Raw genomic sequence first — 17,838 nt, 5'->3', positions numbered from 1 at the left:
GGCCGAAAACGACGGTTCGATTATAGTCACTGCTTGTATAGTTCGCCCACAAGATCCTTTTAGGATGACAAATGTGGTGAGAGTCGTTTAACTCGGGGAAATTCTTAATTCTAATACCGAGGGTCTTGCTGGAAGGGCAGTTTGACCATTTTCTCTACCTCCATGCTGGGGAATTCAAACTCCTCTACTACTTTACCCAGAAGCAGGTAGACGCCGTTGCCTTTGAACGGCCAGGCTTTGAGGGTCTGCGGAAAATGGACAGTGTCAAAGAAATCACCGGCGGCGTCCAGGAAGGTGCCAAACTGCATGATGTCGCCGCGCACGGTGCGCACGTACTTGGTGGCCACCAGCACGCCCATCATGCGCACCTTCTGCTCTACAAAAGCCCGCAGGTCCCTAGCTGGCACATCGCCGCGTTCAGCGGTTTTGAGCAGATCAAAGTACGTGCAGGTCACCGGAAACCCCAGCAGTTCCATTTCGTCATACACGTCTTCTATGACCGTATGCGTGAGGGTGGGCAGGGTAAATGTCTTGGTTGGCGTCTGGAACAGCAACTCCGTAGACTGCGCTTTCACTTTATGGCCTAGTTGCAAGTGTGCTTCCCAGAGCAGGTTCTTCTTGCCCTTGTTGGTAAACCTAAGCGCCTGAATCCTGATGAGCACCAGGAGCTGCTCCAGGGAGATTTGGGTGCGCCGAATGAATTCCTCCAGGCAAGTGTAAGGCCCGTTCTCCTCGCGCTCAGCTACAATCTTACAAGCCACTTTCTGCTCCAGGTTCTGTATGTGGACCAGCCCCAGAAAGACATCGGTGCCAGAGAGGGAAGTGTAATAGGTACTTTGGTTCACGCAGGGTAAGTGCAGGGTGCCGCCCGCTTTCTGGGTCTGCTGCACGTATACCCACGTCCGGTAAAAGCCCCCGAAATTGTTGATGACGGCCACCATGAACTCCAGCGGATAATACGTCTTCAGGAAAAGGCTCTGGTAGCTTTCTACGGCAAACGACGCCGAGTGCGCCTTGGAAAACGAGTAGCCCGCAAAGGACTCCACCTGCCGCCAGACCTCTTTGGTGATGTGTTCTGGATAGCCCTTGGCCCGGCAGTTGTCAAAGAACTTGTCTACCAGCTTCTGGAACTCGGCCTTGGACCGGTACTTGCCGCTCATGCCCCGGCGCAGCACATCGGCGTCGGCCAGGTCTAGCCCGGCAAAGTGATGACAGACTTTGAGCACGTCCTCCTGGTAGACCATGACGCCGTAGGTTTCACCCAGCTGTTCAGCCATGACCGGGTGCAGGTGCTGGATTTTCTCGGGGTGATGGAAGCGCTCAATGTAGGCTTTCATCATCCCACTCTTGGCCACGCCCGGCCTGATGATGGAACTTGCCGCCACCAGAGACAGATAATGATTACAGCGCAGTTTCTTGAGCAGACCCCGCATAGCCGGACTCTCAATGTAAAAACACCCGATGGTGTCGCCGGACCGGAGCTGTTCCTTCACCTTCTCATCCTGCTTGAACTTAGCCACCTCATGGGCGTCTACCTTGATGCCCCGGTTCTGCTGCACCAGTTGCACGCACTCTTTGATGTGCCCAATGCCCCGCTGGCTCAGGATGTCCAGCTTCTCAAACCCGATGCTCTCGGCTACATACATGTCCCATTGCGCGGTGGGCAGGCCCTTGGGCGGCATGTCCAGGGCGGTGTAGTTGTAGATGGAGTCCTCAGAAATGAGCACGCCGCCGGCGTGGATGGAGCGCACATTGGGGAAGTCTGTCAGCAGTTGGCCGTACCTAAAAATCTCCTTGGTGAGATGATTGGCGTTGCTGGGCGCCTGCGGCTGCTCTACCAGCGCGTCCAGCTCAGTTTTAGGCAGGCCGTAGACTTTGCCCAGCTCACGCAGAATGGAACTCTGCTGAAACGTGACCATGGCCCCCATTAAAGCGGTATGCTCCCGGCCGTAACGCTTGAAGATGTAGTCCAGCACCTCGTCGCGCTCATCCCAACTGAAGTCAATGTCAAAATCGGGCGGACTTGTGCGTTTGGGGTTGAGGAAGCGCTCAAAGTACAAATCCAGCTCAATGGGGTCTACGTCCGTGATGCCCAGGCAATAGGCCACTACGCTGTTGGCCCCACTCCCCCGCCCAATGTGATAGAAATTGCGTTTTTTGGCGTAGCTGATGACGTCCTCGGTGATGAGAAAGTACGCCCCAAACTCCAGCTTCGCAATGATGTCCAGTTCATGCAGCACCCGCTGTCTGGCTACTTTATTGCCACCCCCGTAGCGCCGGGTAGCGCCGTCCAGGGCCAGTTTTTTCAATAACACGATGTCCTCCTGCGCGCAGGTGGTGAAGTAGAGTTTGTTGCGGCGCTTCTTAAAGTCAAAGGAGAAGACCGCCTCCTTTGCCAGTTGCTCGTTGCAGTTGAGTAGTTCCGGATAGTGGCTCACCTGCTTTTGAAGATGATGTACCGTTTGGAAGCAGGGCTCGTGGGCAAGGCCGTGGCTGTGGTCTAGCTGGCTGAGTAGGATGTTGTGGTCAATGGCCCGCAGGTGCCGGTGCAAGGCTTCGCCCTCCTGGTTTTTGCAGGTGAAGAGCGGGTAGAGCATGAGTCGCACGTTCTTCTTCTTCCGGAGGTCTGAGAACAGTAGCTGGTTCAGCTCTTGGGGACGTACGCCCACGTACTCATTCTCACGTAGCGGCTGCACCGATTCCTTGGCGCGGGCAAAGGGATAAATGATGACCACCTGCTGGAAAGCCGGTGGTGTTTCTGGCACTTGTTGATGCTGCAGTAAGTAGCCACTCAGAAACTCGTTCAACTCCCTAAAGCCTTCCTGGTTTTGGGCAATACCCGTGTACACCCAGCAATTGCCCACCCTGAACTCAATACCCACCACCGGCTCAATCCCTTGGGCCACGCACGCCTGCACAAACGGAAATACCCCAGACGTAGCGTTGATGTCGGTCAAGGCCAAAGCCGTGTAGCCGTTCTTCTTCGCCTCAGCGACCAGCTCTTCCGGCGATAAGGTGCCGTACCGCAGACTATAATAGGAATGGACGAAGGCTAGCATAAACTGGTATCAAGTAGCAGGTATCGTGTAGCACGAGTTGAAGCGTTGGGGAAGTATGACATTGTATGTTAGGTAATGGCATACTCCCCTTTTGTCATCCTGAAAGGACCTTGTGGGCGGATTAGAAAGTCAATGGCAAAAAGCAACCCTTCTCATTTTTGCCCTATTTTCTGGAAATCAGGTCAAAAACGGTTCTCCTGTTATTTCTGCTTCAAGCTTACAGCTTGGAGCTTATCATGCAGGCAAGTTTTCAACTTGCGTAAAAGACTGGAAAGAAACGTAAGTTTGTAAACTTGCCTCAGGTCTACCCACAAGCTGAAAGCTTGCGGAAGGGCGTTTACCGTTTTTAGCCTCTTTTCCAGAAAACAGCCCAAAAAAGGGTTTAGCGCTTAGCTTCTGCCCATCTTTTAGCCCACAAGGTCCTTTCAGGATGACAAAATATTGAGTGATTGAATGATTGATAGAATGAGAGAATGCTTGAAAAGGGTTGGCGTCCAGGGAGACTTAATTCTTAATTCTTAATTCTTAATTGAATTAAACTCCCACCGCCCGCTTCACGGCCTCACCGCCGTACCGGAACCTGATTTTGTCCATGGCTTGGTAGAGGTTGGTTAGTTCTGCGGTATCCTCAAAAAGGTCTATCTGCTGGAAACCCTGCACCAGGTTGCTCAGCCGCACGCCCAACAGCCTAATGAGCAGGCGGCGGTTGTAGAGCTTCTGGAACAGTTCCTTGGCTTTTCTAATAAGGATATGGTCAGAGGCGTTGTAAGGAATGGCTATCTGCTGGGTGTGGGTGTCAAAGTTGGCGTAGCGTATCTTGACCGTGATGCACCCGGCCAGCTTGCCTTGGGTACGCAGGTCAAAGGCCAGCCCTTCGGTCATGGAGACTAATAGACTGTTCAGGAACTCCATGTCGGTGGTATCCGTCCCAAAGGTCTTCTCCGTGCTGATGGACTTCTGCTCGGTGTACGGCACTACGGGAGCGCGGTCAATGCCATTGGCCTTCTCCCAGATGTGCACGCCCTCCTTACCCAGCACCTTCTGCATCATCTCTACGGGTACCATGGTCAACACCTCAATGGTAGGAATGCCCATGTTGCGCAGTAGCTGGTAATTCTTCTGCCCCACTCCCGGAATCTTCTTGATGGACAGCGGCGCCAAAAACGGTTTTACCTGCTCCTTGCTCACCTGCAAAGCGCCGTTGGGTTTGGCCTGGCCCGTGGCAATCTTAGATACCGTCTTGTTCACTGACAACCCGAAGGAGATGGGCAGTCCGGTTTCTTTCATAATGGTCTGCCGTAACTCATTAGTCCACTGCCAGGTCCCGAAGAACTTGTCCATGCCGCTCACATCTAGGTAATGCTCGTCAATGGATGCTTTCTCATAGACCGGGGCCTGGCTGGCAATGACGCTGGTCACGTCATTGGAGTATTTGCTGTAGGCCTCCATGTCGCCGCGCAGGACGATGGCCTCAGAGCAAAGCTGCTTAGCCATGCGCATGGGCATGCCCGCGTGCACCCCGTAAAACCGCGTCTCATAACTGCAACTGGCCACCACGCCCCTGTCTGAGAGCCCGCCAATGATAACAGGCTGGTCCTTAAGCTGGGCGTTACGCAAACGCTCCACCGAAACAAAAAACGTGTCTAAGTCTAAATGCGCAATGATTCTATTGTCTGCTACTACCATATTCTCTCAGAAAAGCTATGTCACACGGCCTACAAAAGGCTAATTATGTTAGCAAATACGAGAGATAAATATAGAATAGCTAAATATATGAGAACTATTTATACACAGACTTACTAACATAGTTAGTATTTATCCACAGAATATAGTCTTGTACCTATATAAGTATATTTAATATATTGCTCACTGACAACCAGTTATAGAAATATACATACCGCATACAGAAGCTGAAAGTAAGGGGAAGCACGAAAAACCAAGCACATCAATCCATAGCAGACTATTAAACCCGCAGCTAATTTTGACCTTATTTTCAGAAAACAGGTCAAAAACGCTGGGTAAGGCTAGTAAGTGAATGTGTATTAATGAAGTGATCTTGATAAGAGTATTCTGCGCTATACATCCTACCAGAGAGAAAATAAACGCACAACTACTGCTTACTTTTGCTTATCAAAAAGCAAGCAGAATTTGGTTATTTCTTGTAGTACAGAGGTATCCTAAAAAGAGATATCGTCTTACTAAGAGTTGATTCAAACTAGAAATAAGGAACCCTAAAATCAACAATTAATCTGGTGAATTGATGCTTTCAAAAGTACCGTCATCGTACATAAGCAGAACCTGTTTCACCTTCTTTTGAGAGCCAGAGATAACAGGTTGCACATCCTGTTTTGGCTCAGATGCCGCAGCCATTGTTTTTGCACTTTCACCCGCCGTGTCAGCAAACATCTTAGATAAAGCCTCAGGTGGGCTTACTATCTGTCCAAAATTTTCTTGCTCGGAATTTTCTAAAGATGTTAGCATTTGACCATTACCTAACAGAAGCCAGTGTGCTTGCACCTCTGGGAACCGGGCTAGTATTTTTTGCACTACTTCTAGGCTGGGCTTATTTCTCCCTGCCAGAATATGGCTCATAACCGGACGCGACAAACCAATGGCATCTGCAAAGGCCGCAGGACCACCGCCTGTCCAGGTCAATAATTCTTTTATTCTAGGCAAGAGATCCGTCACAGACAATACGTTTAAAATAATAGGCACTTACAGAGAAGCAGCGCATTTGTAAACCTCTAGCGCGGCGCTTGTACTAGGCCATTGTGGAAGACATATTAAAGCTTCACTGCACCCAAACACTCCAACCCTCTTATTTACTTATACTTAAAACCACAGCCGTCATTAATTGCTAGATGGAGTTTTAAACACAGTTTACAATTTACAAAACAGTTTACAATTGTTTTACATTTGTAAACTGTTTGTTGGGAGGAATCAAAGCACCTTAACCGAAACCTTGCGGTGAACGGGGAAATCCTCAAAGGATTTAGCAGTAGAGGATGCCTGACCAAATACCACTGAAGACACCAGGCCAATTTGTCACCTTCTCAAACCATAGCACAATTCCTAGCAACCTCTTCTAACCCTACCCTGTCTAATCTTGTCTTCTTAAATAGAAAAGGCACTACAACCTATCCCATGCAAAAGACGCGCTTTGCCGGTATGTTTACAGCTTTTCCTTAGATAGACAAGTGACCAAGCCCCTACTCAGCCCAGCCACTTTTGCATATTTATAAGAGTACCCAACGCACTTGATATAAAAAAAAGAGCCGGACCGCTTACCTGATAACAGGCAGTAGTCCGGCTCTTAAGTGAGGGAATAGCAGCTAAATTAAGCTGCCTTTTTTATACTTATTATCTAAAATAGGCCATCTCTAAATCACGGTCATGGCCGTACACGTCGTCTCTAAAATGCACCTCGCCGTTGTCATCTACCCAGGTGGTAAAATACACCATATATACGGGCACTTTGGCAGACAAATTCACATACTTTTCTTGTCCACCCACCATGGCCGCCTTGATGGCAGAAGGCGTCCATTGCTTCTGGTCTTTTAACAGGTACTGGGCAAATTCAAAGGGCTTCTCAATACGTACGCACCCATGGCTGAACCCACGCTCTGTCTGGTTGAACAAATGGTCTGCGGGCGTGTCATGCAGGTAGACGTTGTGCTCATTCGGGAAGATGAACTTGACGTAGCCTAGCGGGTTCTTCTTGCCAGGACGCTGGCGCACTCTGATCTTGGCCTTGTTGTCTATAGAGTACCAATCCACTGAGGAGGCAGGCAGAATCTCTACCTTGTTGTTGCCTATGTCCTTCACCACTTCCATGTCATTACGGGCCAGGTAGTTGGGATTCTTGGCCTGGGCAGGGGCAATTTCTTCGGCTAAAATGTCAGGGGTGATGTTCCAGTACGGGTAGAAGACAATGTACTCCAGCTTATCACTGAAGACCGGCGTGGCGTTCATCTCCTTGCCCACTACCACCTTCATAGACAGGACTTCTTTGTCTTTCTCCATCACGTGCATCACGTATTCTGGAATGTTCACGAACACGTACTTGTCTTCAAAGCGTTTAGGCACCCAGCGCCAGCGCTCCATGTTGATGATGATTTGGTCAATGCGCTCGTCTACAGACACGTTGAGCTTTTTAAGCGTCTCGCCGCCCACTACGCCGTCTGGCTTAAGGCCGTGGTTTACCTGAAACTTCTTCACGGCAGTGGCCAGGTTCTGATCATAGGTGGTAGCGTTGGCGACCGCTGCCGCACTTTTTCCTAGCAAGCGTTGACGCAAAGCTAGCACCGCCTGGGTAGAGTCGCCGGGTTTAATGGACTTGGTGGTCAGTTCAATCTTGGGCCATCCTCCTTGCTGCTTAATGGCACGGTAATTCTTAAGGGCATCACGCAGACGTATATACCCGGTATGCAGAGCCTCAAACTCATAATACGGGTACCGGCTGTCACGCTCCTTCAAAATAGTCTGCAGGGCCTTATGCAACTTGATCTTGTTCTTCTTTACCTCCCACTCAATGTTGTCCATTTCCTTGGGATTTACGGTGCCTCGGTAAAAGTCTGAGGCATAGTTGAAATAGGTAGCGGTTAAAGCCACGTCTATCTCCTGCTGAATCTTATGCTTGGCAGAGTCATCCTTGGCGGCCTCATAGTTCTTGAATAGTGAGGCAATGTCTACTACCTGGTAGTCGCGTGGGTTCAGGCCTTCCTCATGGGCGCCTTTCAAGACCTCCTGCAGCTTGGCCGCCTGCGGAATGAGTTCGCCGTTTTTAAACCAGGCAAACTTGTAGCCACGCTCCCGGTAGAACAACTTCATTAAAGGTAGGTGCTCTTTAAAAGCGGGCTTAGCCAAGGTGTACTGCGTTACAAACACGCTGTCTGTCTGCTGGGGCAGTGGAGCCGCAGCCTTGGCTTTGGATTGTGATTTTTTGTCATTTGACTTAGCGCATGCACTAAACACAAGAATTCCAACCAAAAGGCAGAGCATCAGGCGGAAATACATATTCGGAAACTTCATAGGAGCTTTCATCTTATTTGGAATGTGGTACTTATACTGAACGGCGGCCTAAAAAGTTAGAAAACCGCGCAAGTTCTAAATTGGACAAAAAATATAATTAGCAATCTTATATATTCTTCTCCCAAGCCATGTTTCCATAAAGACATTGCCTTGCCTTGACCCGCCTAAAAACCTTAGGCGGCTGGTTAAGTATGATCAGTACTATGTATATTGAACCCGGGCAGCCACAGCCTTCGATAATGCACTGGCCTTGCCACTCACCTTACAATTAGAACCATGAACCAAGATTCTTCCAAGGCGGTGGTCCTTCCGCATGACCCGCATAGTTTCTCAAAACCCCAGGACGCCATCATTCAACACGTAGACTGGCAGTTGGTGGTAGATTTTGCCCAAAAGCAAATAAAGGGGCATGGGATTTACCAGATAAAGCACCAACACTCCTCTGAGATTGTCCTGGACGTGCGCGACCTGAACATCCTCTCCGTGCGGTTAGATGATGCTGCGGCAGAACAGGCATTCAGTGTTTCTGCGCCTGTCAAATACTTGGGACAAGCTTTGCGCATTCCCTTGCAGAAAGAAACCAACAAGGTGACCATTGCCTTTGAGACCACGCCGCAGGCCGCTGCCCTACAGTGGCTAAGTCCGGCACAGACGGCTGGCAAGGAACACCCCTTCCTCTTTACGCAGTCACAGGCCATTCTGGCACGCACCTGGCTCCCATGCCAGGACAGTCCGGGTGTACGGTTCACCTATACGGCGCGCGTAAAAGTCCCCTCGCACCTGCTTCCGCTAATGAGCGCCGACAATCCGCAGGAGAAGAACCCAGAGGGCGAATACCTTTTCAAGATGGATCAGCCCATACCATCCTATCTCCTGTCTTTGGCAGTGGGCAATCTGGAGTTCAGGCCGGTGGGTAGCCGATGCGGCGTGTACGCAGAGCCAGAGACCATCCAGGACGCCACCTATGAGTTTGCCGACACCGAGAAGATGCTGGAGGCCGCCGAAGCCCTCTACGGTCCTTATCTATGGGGACGCTATGACTTGCTGGTCTTGCCACCCAGCTTCCCGTTTGGTGGCATGGAAAACCCCAAGCTCACCTTTGCCACGCCCACCATCATTGCCAAGGACCGCTCGCTTACCAGCTTAATTGCGCATGAACTGGCGCACTCCTGGTCGGGAAATCTGGTCACCAACGCCACCTGGAATGACTTTTGGCTGAATGAAGGCTTTACCGTCTATTTTGAACGTCGCATCATGGAAGTGCTGTATGGACATGACTATTCAGAAATGCTACACACGCTGGGTTACCAAGACTTACAGCACGCCTTGCAAGATGATCTGGCCGGTCAACCTAAAGACACTTGTTTAAAATTAGACTTACAAGGCCGTGATCCAGACGAAGGCCTCACTGAGATTGCCTATGAGAAGGGAAACTACTTTCTGCGGCACATAGAGCGGCAAGTTGGCCAAGAACGCTTTGACCAGTTTGTGAAGAACTACTTCGGCACTTATCAATTCCAGTCCATGGATACTACCCGTTTTGAAGAGATTCTGGAAAAAGAACTCATAAACGGAGACGCCACCCTGCGCGACCAGATCAACGCGAAGGCCTGGATTTACGAACCCGGCATCCCCGCTGGCATAGAAGTGCCGCATGCGCGTAAGTTTGACCAGGTACAGGAACAACTGCAGCTATGGGAAAGCGGCACCTCTCCAGCAGACCTAAAAACCCAGGAATGGAGTACGCATGAATGGCTTTTCTTCTTGAGAGGTCTGGCCAAAAACCTTAATCAGGAGAAGATGGAGTCCCTGGACCAAGCCTTCTCCTTTACCCAGTCTGGCAATTCAGAGCTAGTGGCCGTCTGGTTGCAACACGCCATCAACCACCAGTATGAGCCAGCCAACGCCCGTCTGGAAGAGTTTCTGACCCACGTGGGTAGGCGCAAGTTTCTGGTGCCCTTGTACAAGGCCCTGCTAGAGCAGCCAGACGGCAAAGCAAGAGCCCTAGAACTTTACCGAAAGGCAAGACCCAATTACCACGCCGTGGCCACCAGCACCTTTGATGACATGGTAGGCGTTTGAAAGTGACTAGCCTTCAAACAAAAAGGCCAGCCGAGATTTCCCGGCTGGCCTTTTTCGTTTGTATAAGTTGGAGCTGATTAATGATTCTCTGCTTTTTTGTTGACCGCGGTCTCGGCAATGAACGTCAGCTTCTCATCTGTTTTCTTTTCTTCGCTCAGGGTTTCCTGTAGCAGGTTTAACACCTCTGTATGACCCAAGAACTTGGCGTAGGTGCAGGCGGTACCATATCCGGCAATCTCATAGTGCTCTACGCGCTGGGCGCTGGCAATAAGGCCTGCGTCCATCACCTCTGCGTCTGCGTCATGCTCCATGAACTCCTTGGCTTCTTTCAAAAGACCTTCCATGGCTTTGCACTTCTCGCCGTCACCGTTTACGCCCAGCACTTGAAAACACTGCTGCAGGCGCTGAATCTGGATTTCGGTTTCTTTCATGTGGTTGAGCATGGCCGTTTTGAGGTCTCTGTTGGTGGCCTTCTCCATCATGTCTGGCATGGCTTTCAACAATTGCTGCTCAGCGTTGTACAAGTCTTTTAATTGATGGACAAACAGGTCACTTAATGATGTTAACTTCATAGCTATGGAATTTAAATTGAATGTTGAGTTGGTATTTAGCTATACGACACCCTATCTGGGAGGTTAAAAGATTCCTTGTAAATGCGCTTTTAAAATCCTTGGCAGATATGTGCGTCTTTGGGCCCAATGTTGCGTATAAGCGCTCAAAGAAAGCACCCAGATCCCTGCATGATTACATTAGACCAAACCCCTAAAGGCATTTTAATTGCGGTAGGCGGCAATGAAGACAAAGGCACGTACCCGCTTAAGAAAAAGCGTTTCCACCTCAATTTCTTTGAGTTAGGCATCTTGCGCAAAATCATAGACACCATGGGCGGTCCAGAGGCCCGCATAGAGGTCATCACCACGGCGTCCATGATCCCCGAAGAGGTGGGCGAGCTGTACTTGCGGGCTTTTCTGGTGCTGGGTTGTAAAAATGTAGGTTGGCTGGACATTAGGAACGAGGACGATGCCCATAAACCAGAATACCTGGACCGCCTGCGCACGGCCAACGGGGTCATGATGAGCGGCGGCGACCAATCAAGGCTGTCAAACATCTTTGGCGGTACGGCCTTTCACCAGATCATGCGCGACCGGTACCTGCACGAGGCTGATTTTGTGATTGCCGGTACCAGTGCAGGCGCCATGGCCATGTCAGATATCATGATCAAGGGCGGAAGCTCCCCCAGTTCGCTATTGAAAGGATCTGTGAGGCTGGACACGGGCTTGGCTTTTCAGAAAAACGTAATCTTTGACTCGCATTTCGTGAAACGGGGGCGCTTTGGTAGATTAATGGAAGCCGTGGCCACCCACCCATATAAAATAGGAATTGGTTTGGGAGAGGATACGGGCGTCCTCATCCGGCATGGCAACATCATTGAGACCATTGGCTCCAACCTGGTCATCATAGTAGACGGCCACCACATCAAGCACAACAATACGCCTTACGCTGAGCCGGGCATCCCCTTGTCCATAGAACACCTCTTGGTACACGTGCTGGCATACGGCAACTTCTATGATATCAAGGAGCGCAAGTTCTCCCATGTCCCCTTTCCGGGATGACAAGAAACCGTTTTTGGCCTGATTTCTGGAAAAGAGGCCAAAAACGAATTAGTCCTTGTAAATGGCCACCACCGGCGCTTTGCCACTTACCCAAGATGCCCGGTACATCCCTTCTGAGTTGAAAGGCATGGTGATTTCTCCACTCGCCGAGACGCCTATCAAGCCGCCTTCGCCGCCCAAGCGCACCAGTTTGTCATGCACCACAATGTCTGCGGCTTGCGTAAGGCTGAGGCCTTTGTATTCCATGAGGCAGGAAATGTCATAGGCTACCACGGCTCTTATAAAGAACTCGCCGTGGCCGGTGCAGGAAATGGCGCAGGTGTTGTTGTTGGCATAGGTACCGGCGCCTATCACGGGGGTGTCCCCTATGCGGTTGAAGTTCTTGTTGGTCATGCCGCCAGTTGAGGTGGCAGCGGCCAGGTTGCCGGCTTTGTCCAGGGCCACGGCGCCCACGGTCCCAAATTTCTTGTCTTTGAAGTCTTCGGTATGGTCCAGCATGTACACGTCTGAGTCGCGTAACTGCTGCCATTGCTCATACCGGTGCTGGGTGTAAAAGTACTCATCTGGCTCAAAGGCCAGCCCTTGCTTGCGGGCAAACTCCTCAGCGCCCTGCATGCACAAAAACACGTGGTCTGAGTGGCGCAGCACCTGCGTAGCCAGCTGAATGGGATTTCGCACGTTCCTTACCCCCGCCACGGCTCCGGCCGCCAGGGTCTTGCCGCACATGATGGACGCGTCCATCTCATGGCGGCCGCGCTTATTAAAGACAGACCCTCTACCGGCATTAAACAAGGCATGGTCCTCCAAAGAAACCACGGTGGCCTCCACGGCTTCCAGGGCAGAGCAGCCCTGACTGAGCAACCGGTGACCCACCGTCAAGGCATCTTGTAGGGCAGTTCTGTAGGCAGTATCCAGCTCAGGGGTAAGCAGTTCACGGGTAATGGTGCCGGCACCGCCGTGCAGGGCTAGGGCAAAGGTATTCTCCATAAAAGAAGCGCAGTGTTTTTAAGTCTGTAAGGCTTACGCAAATACAATCGCAAAAGGTCTAAAAACGGGTTAAATGGTCTTGACGGACTCGCAAATTTATATGTCTTAGGTGGAATCTTAACCCTCTAATCTTTGTATATTTGTAACTGAGTTACTTTACTAATCTTATAAAATTATCACCTATGTCTTTTGATGTTCAAGGAAGATTACACGAGATCTTTGACGAAACCCAAGTGAGCGAAAAATTCCGTAAGCGTGAATTCGTTCTTGAAATTCCGGATGGCTCTTACACGCAATATGCTAAGTTTCAGCTTACCCAAGACAAGTGCTCCATTCTAGACAACTATAAAACCGGCGACGAAGTGAAAGTGGCGTTTAACCTAAGCGGCAAGCCGTTCACCAAAAACGGGACCACCATGTACTTCACCAACTTGCAGGCCTGGAGAGTTGAGCACGCAGGTGCCCCAGCCCCAGCGCAGAACGGCGGTGGCGGACGCCCGGCTTTCGCACAAGAGCCAGCCAAAGCCAACTCATTCATCAGCGATGACATGGACAACGACCTTCCTTTCTAAGGAAAGTCCTTTTCAATAACAGAATGCGGCCCCATAAAGGCCGCATTTTTTGTTTACCATCAGAAATCCTCCTATTTCGTAAATAATTACAGCCAGCCTCCAATAATTTACGTAGTGGCAGTATTCTGCCCAAGCGGGCAAGGTTCAACAACATGACACAGCAAGACAATTCAGGGAAAGTGATGGTGGTGACGGGCGCCAGCTCAGGCATAGGCAAGGCCACCGCAGAGGCCCTGGCCCAGACCGGCGCCACGGTGGTGATGGTGTGCCGCCATGAGGGCCGCGCCCAGCAAGCCATGGACGCCATTACGGCCACCGTGCCCAATGCCCGGCTCAAGCTGCACCTGGCAGATTTGTCTGAATTGGAGATGGTGCGGTCCCTGGCCCAGGAGCTCAAGGAACATTACCCGGCCATTGACGTGCTCATCAACAACGCGGGCATCATACCAGGGCTCATGAGTACGTCTAAGGAAGGACTGGAACTAGCCTGGGTTACCAACCACCTGGCGCCGTTCCTGCTCACCAACCTGCTCATGGACAACCTGCTGGCCGCCCCGCAGGCCCGCATCATCAACCTCACTTCAGAGGCGCACCGCCTGGGGCAGATTGACTTTGGGCAGTTGGGCAATCCCAAGCATTACAGTGCCATTACCGCTTACGCAGACTCTAAGTTGGCTAATATCTTGTTTACCTATGAGCTGGCCAAGCGCACAGAATTCACCAACCTGTCTGTCAACTGCGTGCACCCGGGCGTGGTGGCTACCAACTTTGGCAAGTCTAGCAGCAGGTTTGTGCGCGCCATGCTGTGGATGGGCAGGTTGTTTATGCGCTCCAGCCAGAAAGGCGCAGAGACGCCCGTTTTCCTGGCCACCTCGCCTTTAGTAGAGAAGGTTAGCGGCAAGTACTATAAAGACAAAAAGCAGATTAAGTCTGCCATGGGCACCTACAACGCGCACACCGCCCGCCGGCTTTGGGAGCTGAGCGAGGAACAAACCGGTTTTTAGCCTGTTTTCCAGAAAAGAGGCCAAAAACGCAAAAAGCCGCTTGCATGCATGATCTGTATCTTCTCATATTTCAGGGCGAGGGCGAGACGCTGGAATTTAAAAAGACCATCACCCACGCCAACCGCATTGCCCGCACCCTTGTGTCCTTCGCCAATGCGCATGGCGGGCAGATTCTGGTAGGCGTGCAAGATGATGGCACCGTCTGCGGCGTAGACCCCGAAGAAGAGAAACACACCCTGGAGGAAGCCATCCATTTTTACTGCCAACCACCGGTGCACGTGCGCTATCAAGAGATTGAGATGGAACAGGGCACCGTCCTAAAGGTCATCATCCCAGAAAGCCAACAGAAACCCCATCTGGCCAAAGTCAAGGAAGACGACTGGCGCGGCTACGTGCGCGTGGGCGATGAGAGCGTGCAGACCAGCCAACTGGTAGAGAAGTCCATGCAGTTAGAACCTTTACAGGAAAGCATTGCCGAGGTGTTGAATTACCAGGAGTCAAAGGTGTTAGAGTTGCTGGCCAAGCACCGCAAACTCACCATCAAGCAGTTCACCCAAATGGCCAACCTGTCCCGGCGGCGCGTGCAGCGCATTCTGGTAGACCTTACGCTGCAAGGCAAAGTACGCATGCATGACAAAGAGAAAGTGCCCTACTTTACCTTAAGCTAATTCATGCCACTTGCTCGTTTTCGGGCTGTTTTCTAGAAAAGATGCAAAAAACGGCTGCTTATAACCTGGATGGGTTGAGGTTCATCTTGGTCTTGATGGGTTTTTCTGACAGCGCCTTGCCGCGGTGAAAGGCCTTCCACCCTACCCAGGCGCCCGTAGAGTCATAGTACTGCCAGTCGCCGTGCCATTTGTACATGAGCAGGCTGTCCTGTTCAAACAAGTAGGCCGTTCCTCTGTGCGATATTTTCCCGTTGGGATAGTAGAAGGTAGTTTGGATGCGCTGCCCCTGGCGCTCATATTTCTCTAACCGTTCCAGCTTACCCGTCTCGGCAAAGGTCTTCCAGGTGCCATGGTCTTTGCCGTGCTGGTACCGCCCCTGCGACATGACCTGGGTGGGCTTGTGCTCATAAAACACCCGCCAGCGGCCGTGCCGGTTTCCGTCCTTGTCTACCTGGTTCCATTTCCAGGGCCATACCTGCGCCTGCGTCAAGGGTTGGCCTATCAGCGCCATGGCCGTAACCAAGATCAGAACCAAAGCCAAGGATTTATTCATGCGCATAAAGCTAGGGTCTTTGCATTTAAGGGTCTAAGGTAAGAATCGGGAACGATTTGCGCCAGTCCCCAAGTCGCTAACCTTTACCAAATCTTAACCTGTAAACGGTAACTTCTGTCATAATTGTTTGTACCTTAAAGGTATGAGCCACTAACCCATTCGTCATGAAGAAACCTGCCAGTCCCCGCAAGCGTGCCAGTGCCCCCGTTGAGGGTATTCCGCATAAGGTAAAGAAGGTGTTTGTGTTAGACACCTCAGTGATTTTATATGACCACAGCGCCGTGGAGCATTTTGGCGAACATGACGTGGCCATACCCATCACGGTGCTAGAGGAGCTGGACAACTTCAAAAAAGGCAACGACATCAAAAACTTTGAGGCCCGCGAGTTCATTAGGTTCATTGACGAACTCTCCAATGAGCACATGCTGCAGACCTGGATACCGCTGAACGGGTCCAACAAGGGCCGGTTCAAAGTGCTCATGAGCCATGGCTCGCCGCTGGACGCTGAAAAGATCTTTAACGACAACAAAGCCGACCACAAGATCCTCAACGCCACGCTCCTGCTTCAGCATGAGATGCCCGATTACAAGGTGGCACTGGTGACCAAGGACATCAATCTGCGCTTGAAAGCCCGGGCCCTGAACCTGGCCGCTGAGGATTATGAGACCGGCAAAATTCAGAACGTCACCAATCTATACCGCGGCAATGACTTGGTGGAGAACATCTCGCAGACGGTTATTTCTAAATTATACGATGAAGGCATGTGCCCTATTGAGGACGCCATGCCCAACCCACCCTCAGACAACCATTACTTTATATTACGCAGCCTAAAATCATCTGCCTTAGCTTATTACAATCCAGAAGAAAGAGTTTTGGAACGGGTAGACAAGCAGGTGGCCGTAGGAATTAAACCCCGGAACGCGGAGCAGACCTTCGCGCTGCACGCCATCCTGCACCCAGACATCAAGCTCATCACCATACAAGGCGTGGCGGGCACGGGTAAGACCTTACTAGCCCTGGCCGGGGCCCTGGAACAGCGCCAAACGTACAACCAGATTTACCTGGCACGCCCCATCGTGCCGCTGGGCAACCGGGACCTGGGCTTTTTACCCGGCGATGCCAACTCCAAGATTGGCCCTTACATGGAACCGCTCTGGGACAACCTCAAATTCATCCAAAACCAGTTCCCGGATCATAGCAAAGAAGCCAACCGCATCAAACAGATGGTGGATGATGACCGCCTAGTCATCACGCCGCTGGCTTATATTAGGGGCAGGAGTCTCTCCAACATCATCTTCATTGTGGACGAGGCCCAGAACCTGACGCCGCATGAAATCAAGACCATCATCTCTCGCGCCGGCGAAAACACTAAAATCATCTTCACAGGAGACATCTACCAGATTGACACCCCCTACTTGGACACCCAAAGCAACGGCCTCTCTTATTTGATAGACAAAGCCAAGAACCACAAACTCTACGCCCACATCACCCTACAGCGCGGCGAACGCTCAGAACTAGCCAACCTGGCTAATGAGTTATTGTAATTGCCGATTGCTTAATATTGATTGCTTATTGTTCATTTAAAATAAAGAAGTCCGTTTTTTAGCTGTTTTCTAGAAAACAGCTAAAAAACGGACTTCTGCATCTAATAAAAATCAGCTAATTCCTTAAAACAATTAGCAATTAACAATTAGCAATCAATTACAACTTAGCCAGATAGCGTTCTTTTAAGATGTTGAGGTGGTGGCGCTCATGACCGGCAATGATAAAGGCAAGGGCAGCCACGGTCATGGGATTGCCGTTGGCGTTGCCTATTCTTGCCAAAGCCTCTGGAGTAAGCGACTTGAAAAGAGACACAGAGGCTGCTCTGATGGTAAAATGCTCGTCTACCAGATCATTCAAGGTGCGCTCTGAGAAGTTAGCATGTACCACATAGTCGTTCTCATCAAAGCCCGGTAGCGGCTGTTGCTCGCCTCTGGCAAAGCACAAGGCCCGGTAAGCCATGATGCGCTCTGTATCATTCATATGGCCCAGCAGTTCTTTGATGGACCATTTGCCTGGCTCATAGGCAAAGTTCGCTTCGCTCTCGCTCACGCGGGCAAATAACTGTACCACCTCTTGCTGTTGGGCCTTCAACAAATCCAAAACATTGGTTTGGTCAGAAATGGCATTGATGTATTTTTCATAGTACGCAGGGTACTCTGTAGGCTGTGGCTTGGGGATCATGGGTATATTATAAGATGATGGAAAGTACGTAAGAGTAAACGTT

At 50.9% G+C, this 17,838-nt stretch carries 15 protein-coding genes; 7 read left to right on the top strand and 8 right to left on the bottom strand.

The annotated features are described in order from the left end of the window. Positions 1-110 precede the first annotated feature (110 nt). Complete coding sequence (locus ABD880_RS02455; protein WP_345161975.1) at positions 111-3,059, bottom strand: DNA polymerase III subunit alpha; 2,949 nt, start codon at positions 3,057-3,059, stop codon at positions 111-113. A 112-nt stretch (positions 3,060-3,171) separates the two neighbouring features. Here ABD880_RS02455 and ABD880_RS02450 point away from each other — a divergent pair, with 112 nt between their 5' ends. Then, the gene (locus ABD880_RS02450) at positions 3,172-3,342 is read left to right on the top strand and encodes a hypothetical protein (RefSeq protein ID WP_345161973.1); all 171 of its coding nucleotides are present in this window, start codon (positions 3,172-3,174) and stop codon (positions 3,340-3,342) included. 251 nt (positions 3,343-3,593) lie between these two features. Here the strand turns inward: ABD880_RS02450 and dinB are convergent, their stop codons facing one another. The 3 genes from dinB to ABD880_RS02435 form a co-directional block, all read right to left on the bottom strand. Further along, positions 3,594-4,745, bottom strand: coding sequence for a DNA polymerase IV (gene dinB, locus ABD880_RS02445; RefSeq protein ID WP_345161971.1), 1,152 nt, complete (start codon positions 4,743-4,745; stop codon positions 3,594-3,596). Positions 4,746-5,303: 558 nt separating this feature from the next. Beyond that, entirely contained in the window at positions 5,304-5,747 is a 444-nt protein-coding gene (locus ABD880_RS02440) for a helix-turn-helix domain-containing protein (protein WP_345161969.1), read from the bottom strand. Positions 5,748-6,419: 672 nt separating this feature from the next. Further along, the gene (locus ABD880_RS02435; RefSeq protein ID WP_345161967.1) at positions 6,420-8,048 is read right to left on the bottom strand and encodes a L,D-transpeptidase family protein; all 1,629 of its coding nucleotides are present in this window, start codon (positions 8,046-8,048) and stop codon (positions 6,420-6,422) included. Positions 8,049-8,366: 318 nt separating this feature from the next. Between ABD880_RS02435 and ABD880_RS02430 the strand changes: the two genes are divergently transcribed. Further along, entirely contained in the window at positions 8,367-10,172 is a 1,806-nt protein-coding gene (locus tag ABD880_RS02430; RefSeq protein WP_345161965.1) for a M1 family metallopeptidase, read from the top strand. Positions 10,173-10,249: 77 nt separating this feature from the next. Here the strand turns inward: ABD880_RS02430 and ABD880_RS02425 are convergent, their stop codons facing one another. Next, on the bottom strand, positions 10,250-10,744 hold the full coding sequence (locus tag ABD880_RS02425) for a YciE/YciF ferroxidase family protein (RefSeq protein ID WP_345161963.1): 495 nt from the start codon (positions 10,742-10,744) through the stop codon (positions 10,250-10,252). 168 nt (positions 10,745-10,912) lie between these two features. On the opposite strand from ABD880_RS02425, the gene ABD880_RS02420 reads away from it, so the two are divergent. Next, a complete protein-coding gene (locus ABD880_RS02420) occupies positions 10,913-11,785 on the top strand; it encodes a cyanophycinase (protein ID WP_345161961.1) in 873 nt (290 codons plus the stop codon). A gap of 48 nt (positions 11,786-11,833) precedes the next feature. Here ABD880_RS02420 and ABD880_RS02415 read toward each other — a convergent pair whose 3' ends face one another. Continuing rightward, positions 11,834-12,772, bottom strand: a complete 939-nt coding sequence (locus ABD880_RS02415) for an isoaspartyl peptidase/L-asparaginase family protein (protein WP_345161959.1) — start codon at positions 12,770-12,772, stop codon at positions 11,834-11,836. Positions 12,773-12,954: 182 nt separating this feature from the next. Here ABD880_RS02415 and ABD880_RS02410 point away from each other — a divergent pair, with 182 nt between their 5' ends. The 3 genes from ABD880_RS02410 (at position 12,955) to ABD880_RS02400 (ending at position 15,016) form a co-directional block, all read left to right on the top strand. After that, positions 12,955-13,344, top strand: a complete 390-nt coding sequence (locus ABD880_RS02410; RefSeq protein ID WP_345161957.1) for a DUF3127 domain-containing protein — start codon at positions 12,955-12,957, stop codon at positions 13,342-13,344. Between the two features lie 152 nt (positions 13,345-13,496). Then, positions 13,497-14,348: an SDR family oxidoreductase gene (locus ABD880_RS02405; protein ID WP_345161955.1), complete on the top strand. Its 852-nt coding sequence runs from the start codon at positions 13,497-13,499 to the stop codon at positions 14,346-14,348. Between the two features lie 44 nt (positions 14,349-14,392). Continuing rightward, complete coding sequence (locus tag ABD880_RS02400) at positions 14,393-15,016, top strand: AlbA family DNA-binding domain-containing protein (RefSeq protein WP_345161953.1); 624 nt, start codon at positions 14,393-14,395, stop codon at positions 15,014-15,016. Positions 15,017-15,074: 58 nt separating this feature from the next. Here the strand turns inward: ABD880_RS02400 and ABD880_RS02395 are convergent, their stop codons facing one another. Continuing rightward, positions 15,075-15,575: a toxin-antitoxin system YwqK family antitoxin gene (locus ABD880_RS02395; protein WP_345161951.1), complete on the bottom strand. Its 501-nt coding sequence runs from the start codon at positions 15,573-15,575 to the stop codon at positions 15,075-15,077. Between the two features lie 158 nt (positions 15,576-15,733). Here ABD880_RS02395 and ABD880_RS02390 point away from each other — a divergent pair, with 158 nt between their 5' ends. Beyond that, the gene (locus ABD880_RS02390) at positions 15,734-17,113 is read left to right on the top strand and encodes a PhoH family protein (protein ID WP_345161949.1); all 1,380 of its coding nucleotides are present in this window, start codon (positions 15,734-15,736) and stop codon (positions 17,111-17,113) included. A gap of 157 nt (positions 17,114-17,270) precedes the next feature. Here the strand turns inward: ABD880_RS02390 and ABD880_RS02385 are convergent, their stop codons facing one another. After that, positions 17,271-17,795 (bottom strand): DinB family protein, encoded by a 525-nt coding sequence (locus ABD880_RS02385; RefSeq protein WP_345161947.1) that lies wholly within the window; start codon positions 17,793-17,795, stop codon positions 17,271-17,273. Positions 17,796-17,838 lie beyond the last annotated feature (43 nt).

Origin of the sequence: Nibribacter koreensis, assembly GCF_039541795.1 — a bacterium.
Lineage (GTDB): Bacteria > Bacteroidota > Bacteroidia > Cytophagales > Hymenobacteraceae > Nibribacter > Nibribacter koreensis.
This window is presented reverse-complemented; position numbering and strand designations above follow the sequence as displayed.

Bases quoted from the DNA above. Each gene is read 5' to 3' on its own strand.
- ABD880_RS02455 (WP_345161975.1), bottom strand. From the start codon at position 3,059: ATGCTAGCCTTCGTCCATTCCTATTATAGTCTGCGGTACGGCACCTTA.
- dinB (WP_345161971.1), bottom strand. From the start codon at position 4,745: ATGGTAGTAGCAGACAATAGAATCATTGCGCATTTAGACTTAGACACG.
- ABD880_RS02430 (WP_345161965.1), top strand. From the start codon at position 8,367: ATGAACCAAGATTCTTCCAAGGCGGTGGTCCTTCCGCATGACCCGCAT.
- ABD880_RS02425 (WP_345161963.1), bottom strand. From the start codon at position 10,744: ATGAAGTTAACATCATTAAGTGACCTGTTTGTCCATCAATTAAAAGAC.
- ABD880_RS02420 (WP_345161961.1), top strand. From the start codon at position 10,913: ATGATTACATTAGACCAAACCCCTAAAGGCATTTTAATTGCGGTAGGC.
- ABD880_RS02415 (WP_345161959.1), bottom strand. From the start codon at position 12,772: ATGGAGAATACCTTTGCCCTAGCCCTGCACGGCGGTGCCGGCACCATT.
- ABD880_RS02410 (WP_345161957.1), top strand. From the start codon at position 12,955: ATGTCTTTTGATGTTCAAGGAAGATTACACGAGATCTTTGACGAAACC.
- ABD880_RS02405 (WP_345161955.1), top strand. From the start codon at position 13,497: ATGACACAGCAAGACAATTCAGGGAAAGTGATGGTGGTGACGGGCGCC.
- ABD880_RS02400 (WP_345161953.1), top strand. From the start codon at position 14,393: ATGCATGATCTGTATCTTCTCATATTTCAGGGCGAGGGCGAGACGCTG.
- ABD880_RS02395 (WP_345161951.1), bottom strand. From the start codon at position 15,575: ATGCGCATGAATAAATCCTTGGCTTTGGTTCTGATCTTGGTTACGGCC.
- ABD880_RS02390 (WP_345161949.1), top strand. From the start codon at position 15,734: ATGAAGAAACCTGCCAGTCCCCGCAAGCGTGCCAGTGCCCCCGTTGAG.
- ABD880_RS02385 (WP_345161947.1), bottom strand. From the start codon at position 17,795: ATGATCCCCAAGCCACAGCCTACAGAGTACCCTGCGTACTATGAAAAA.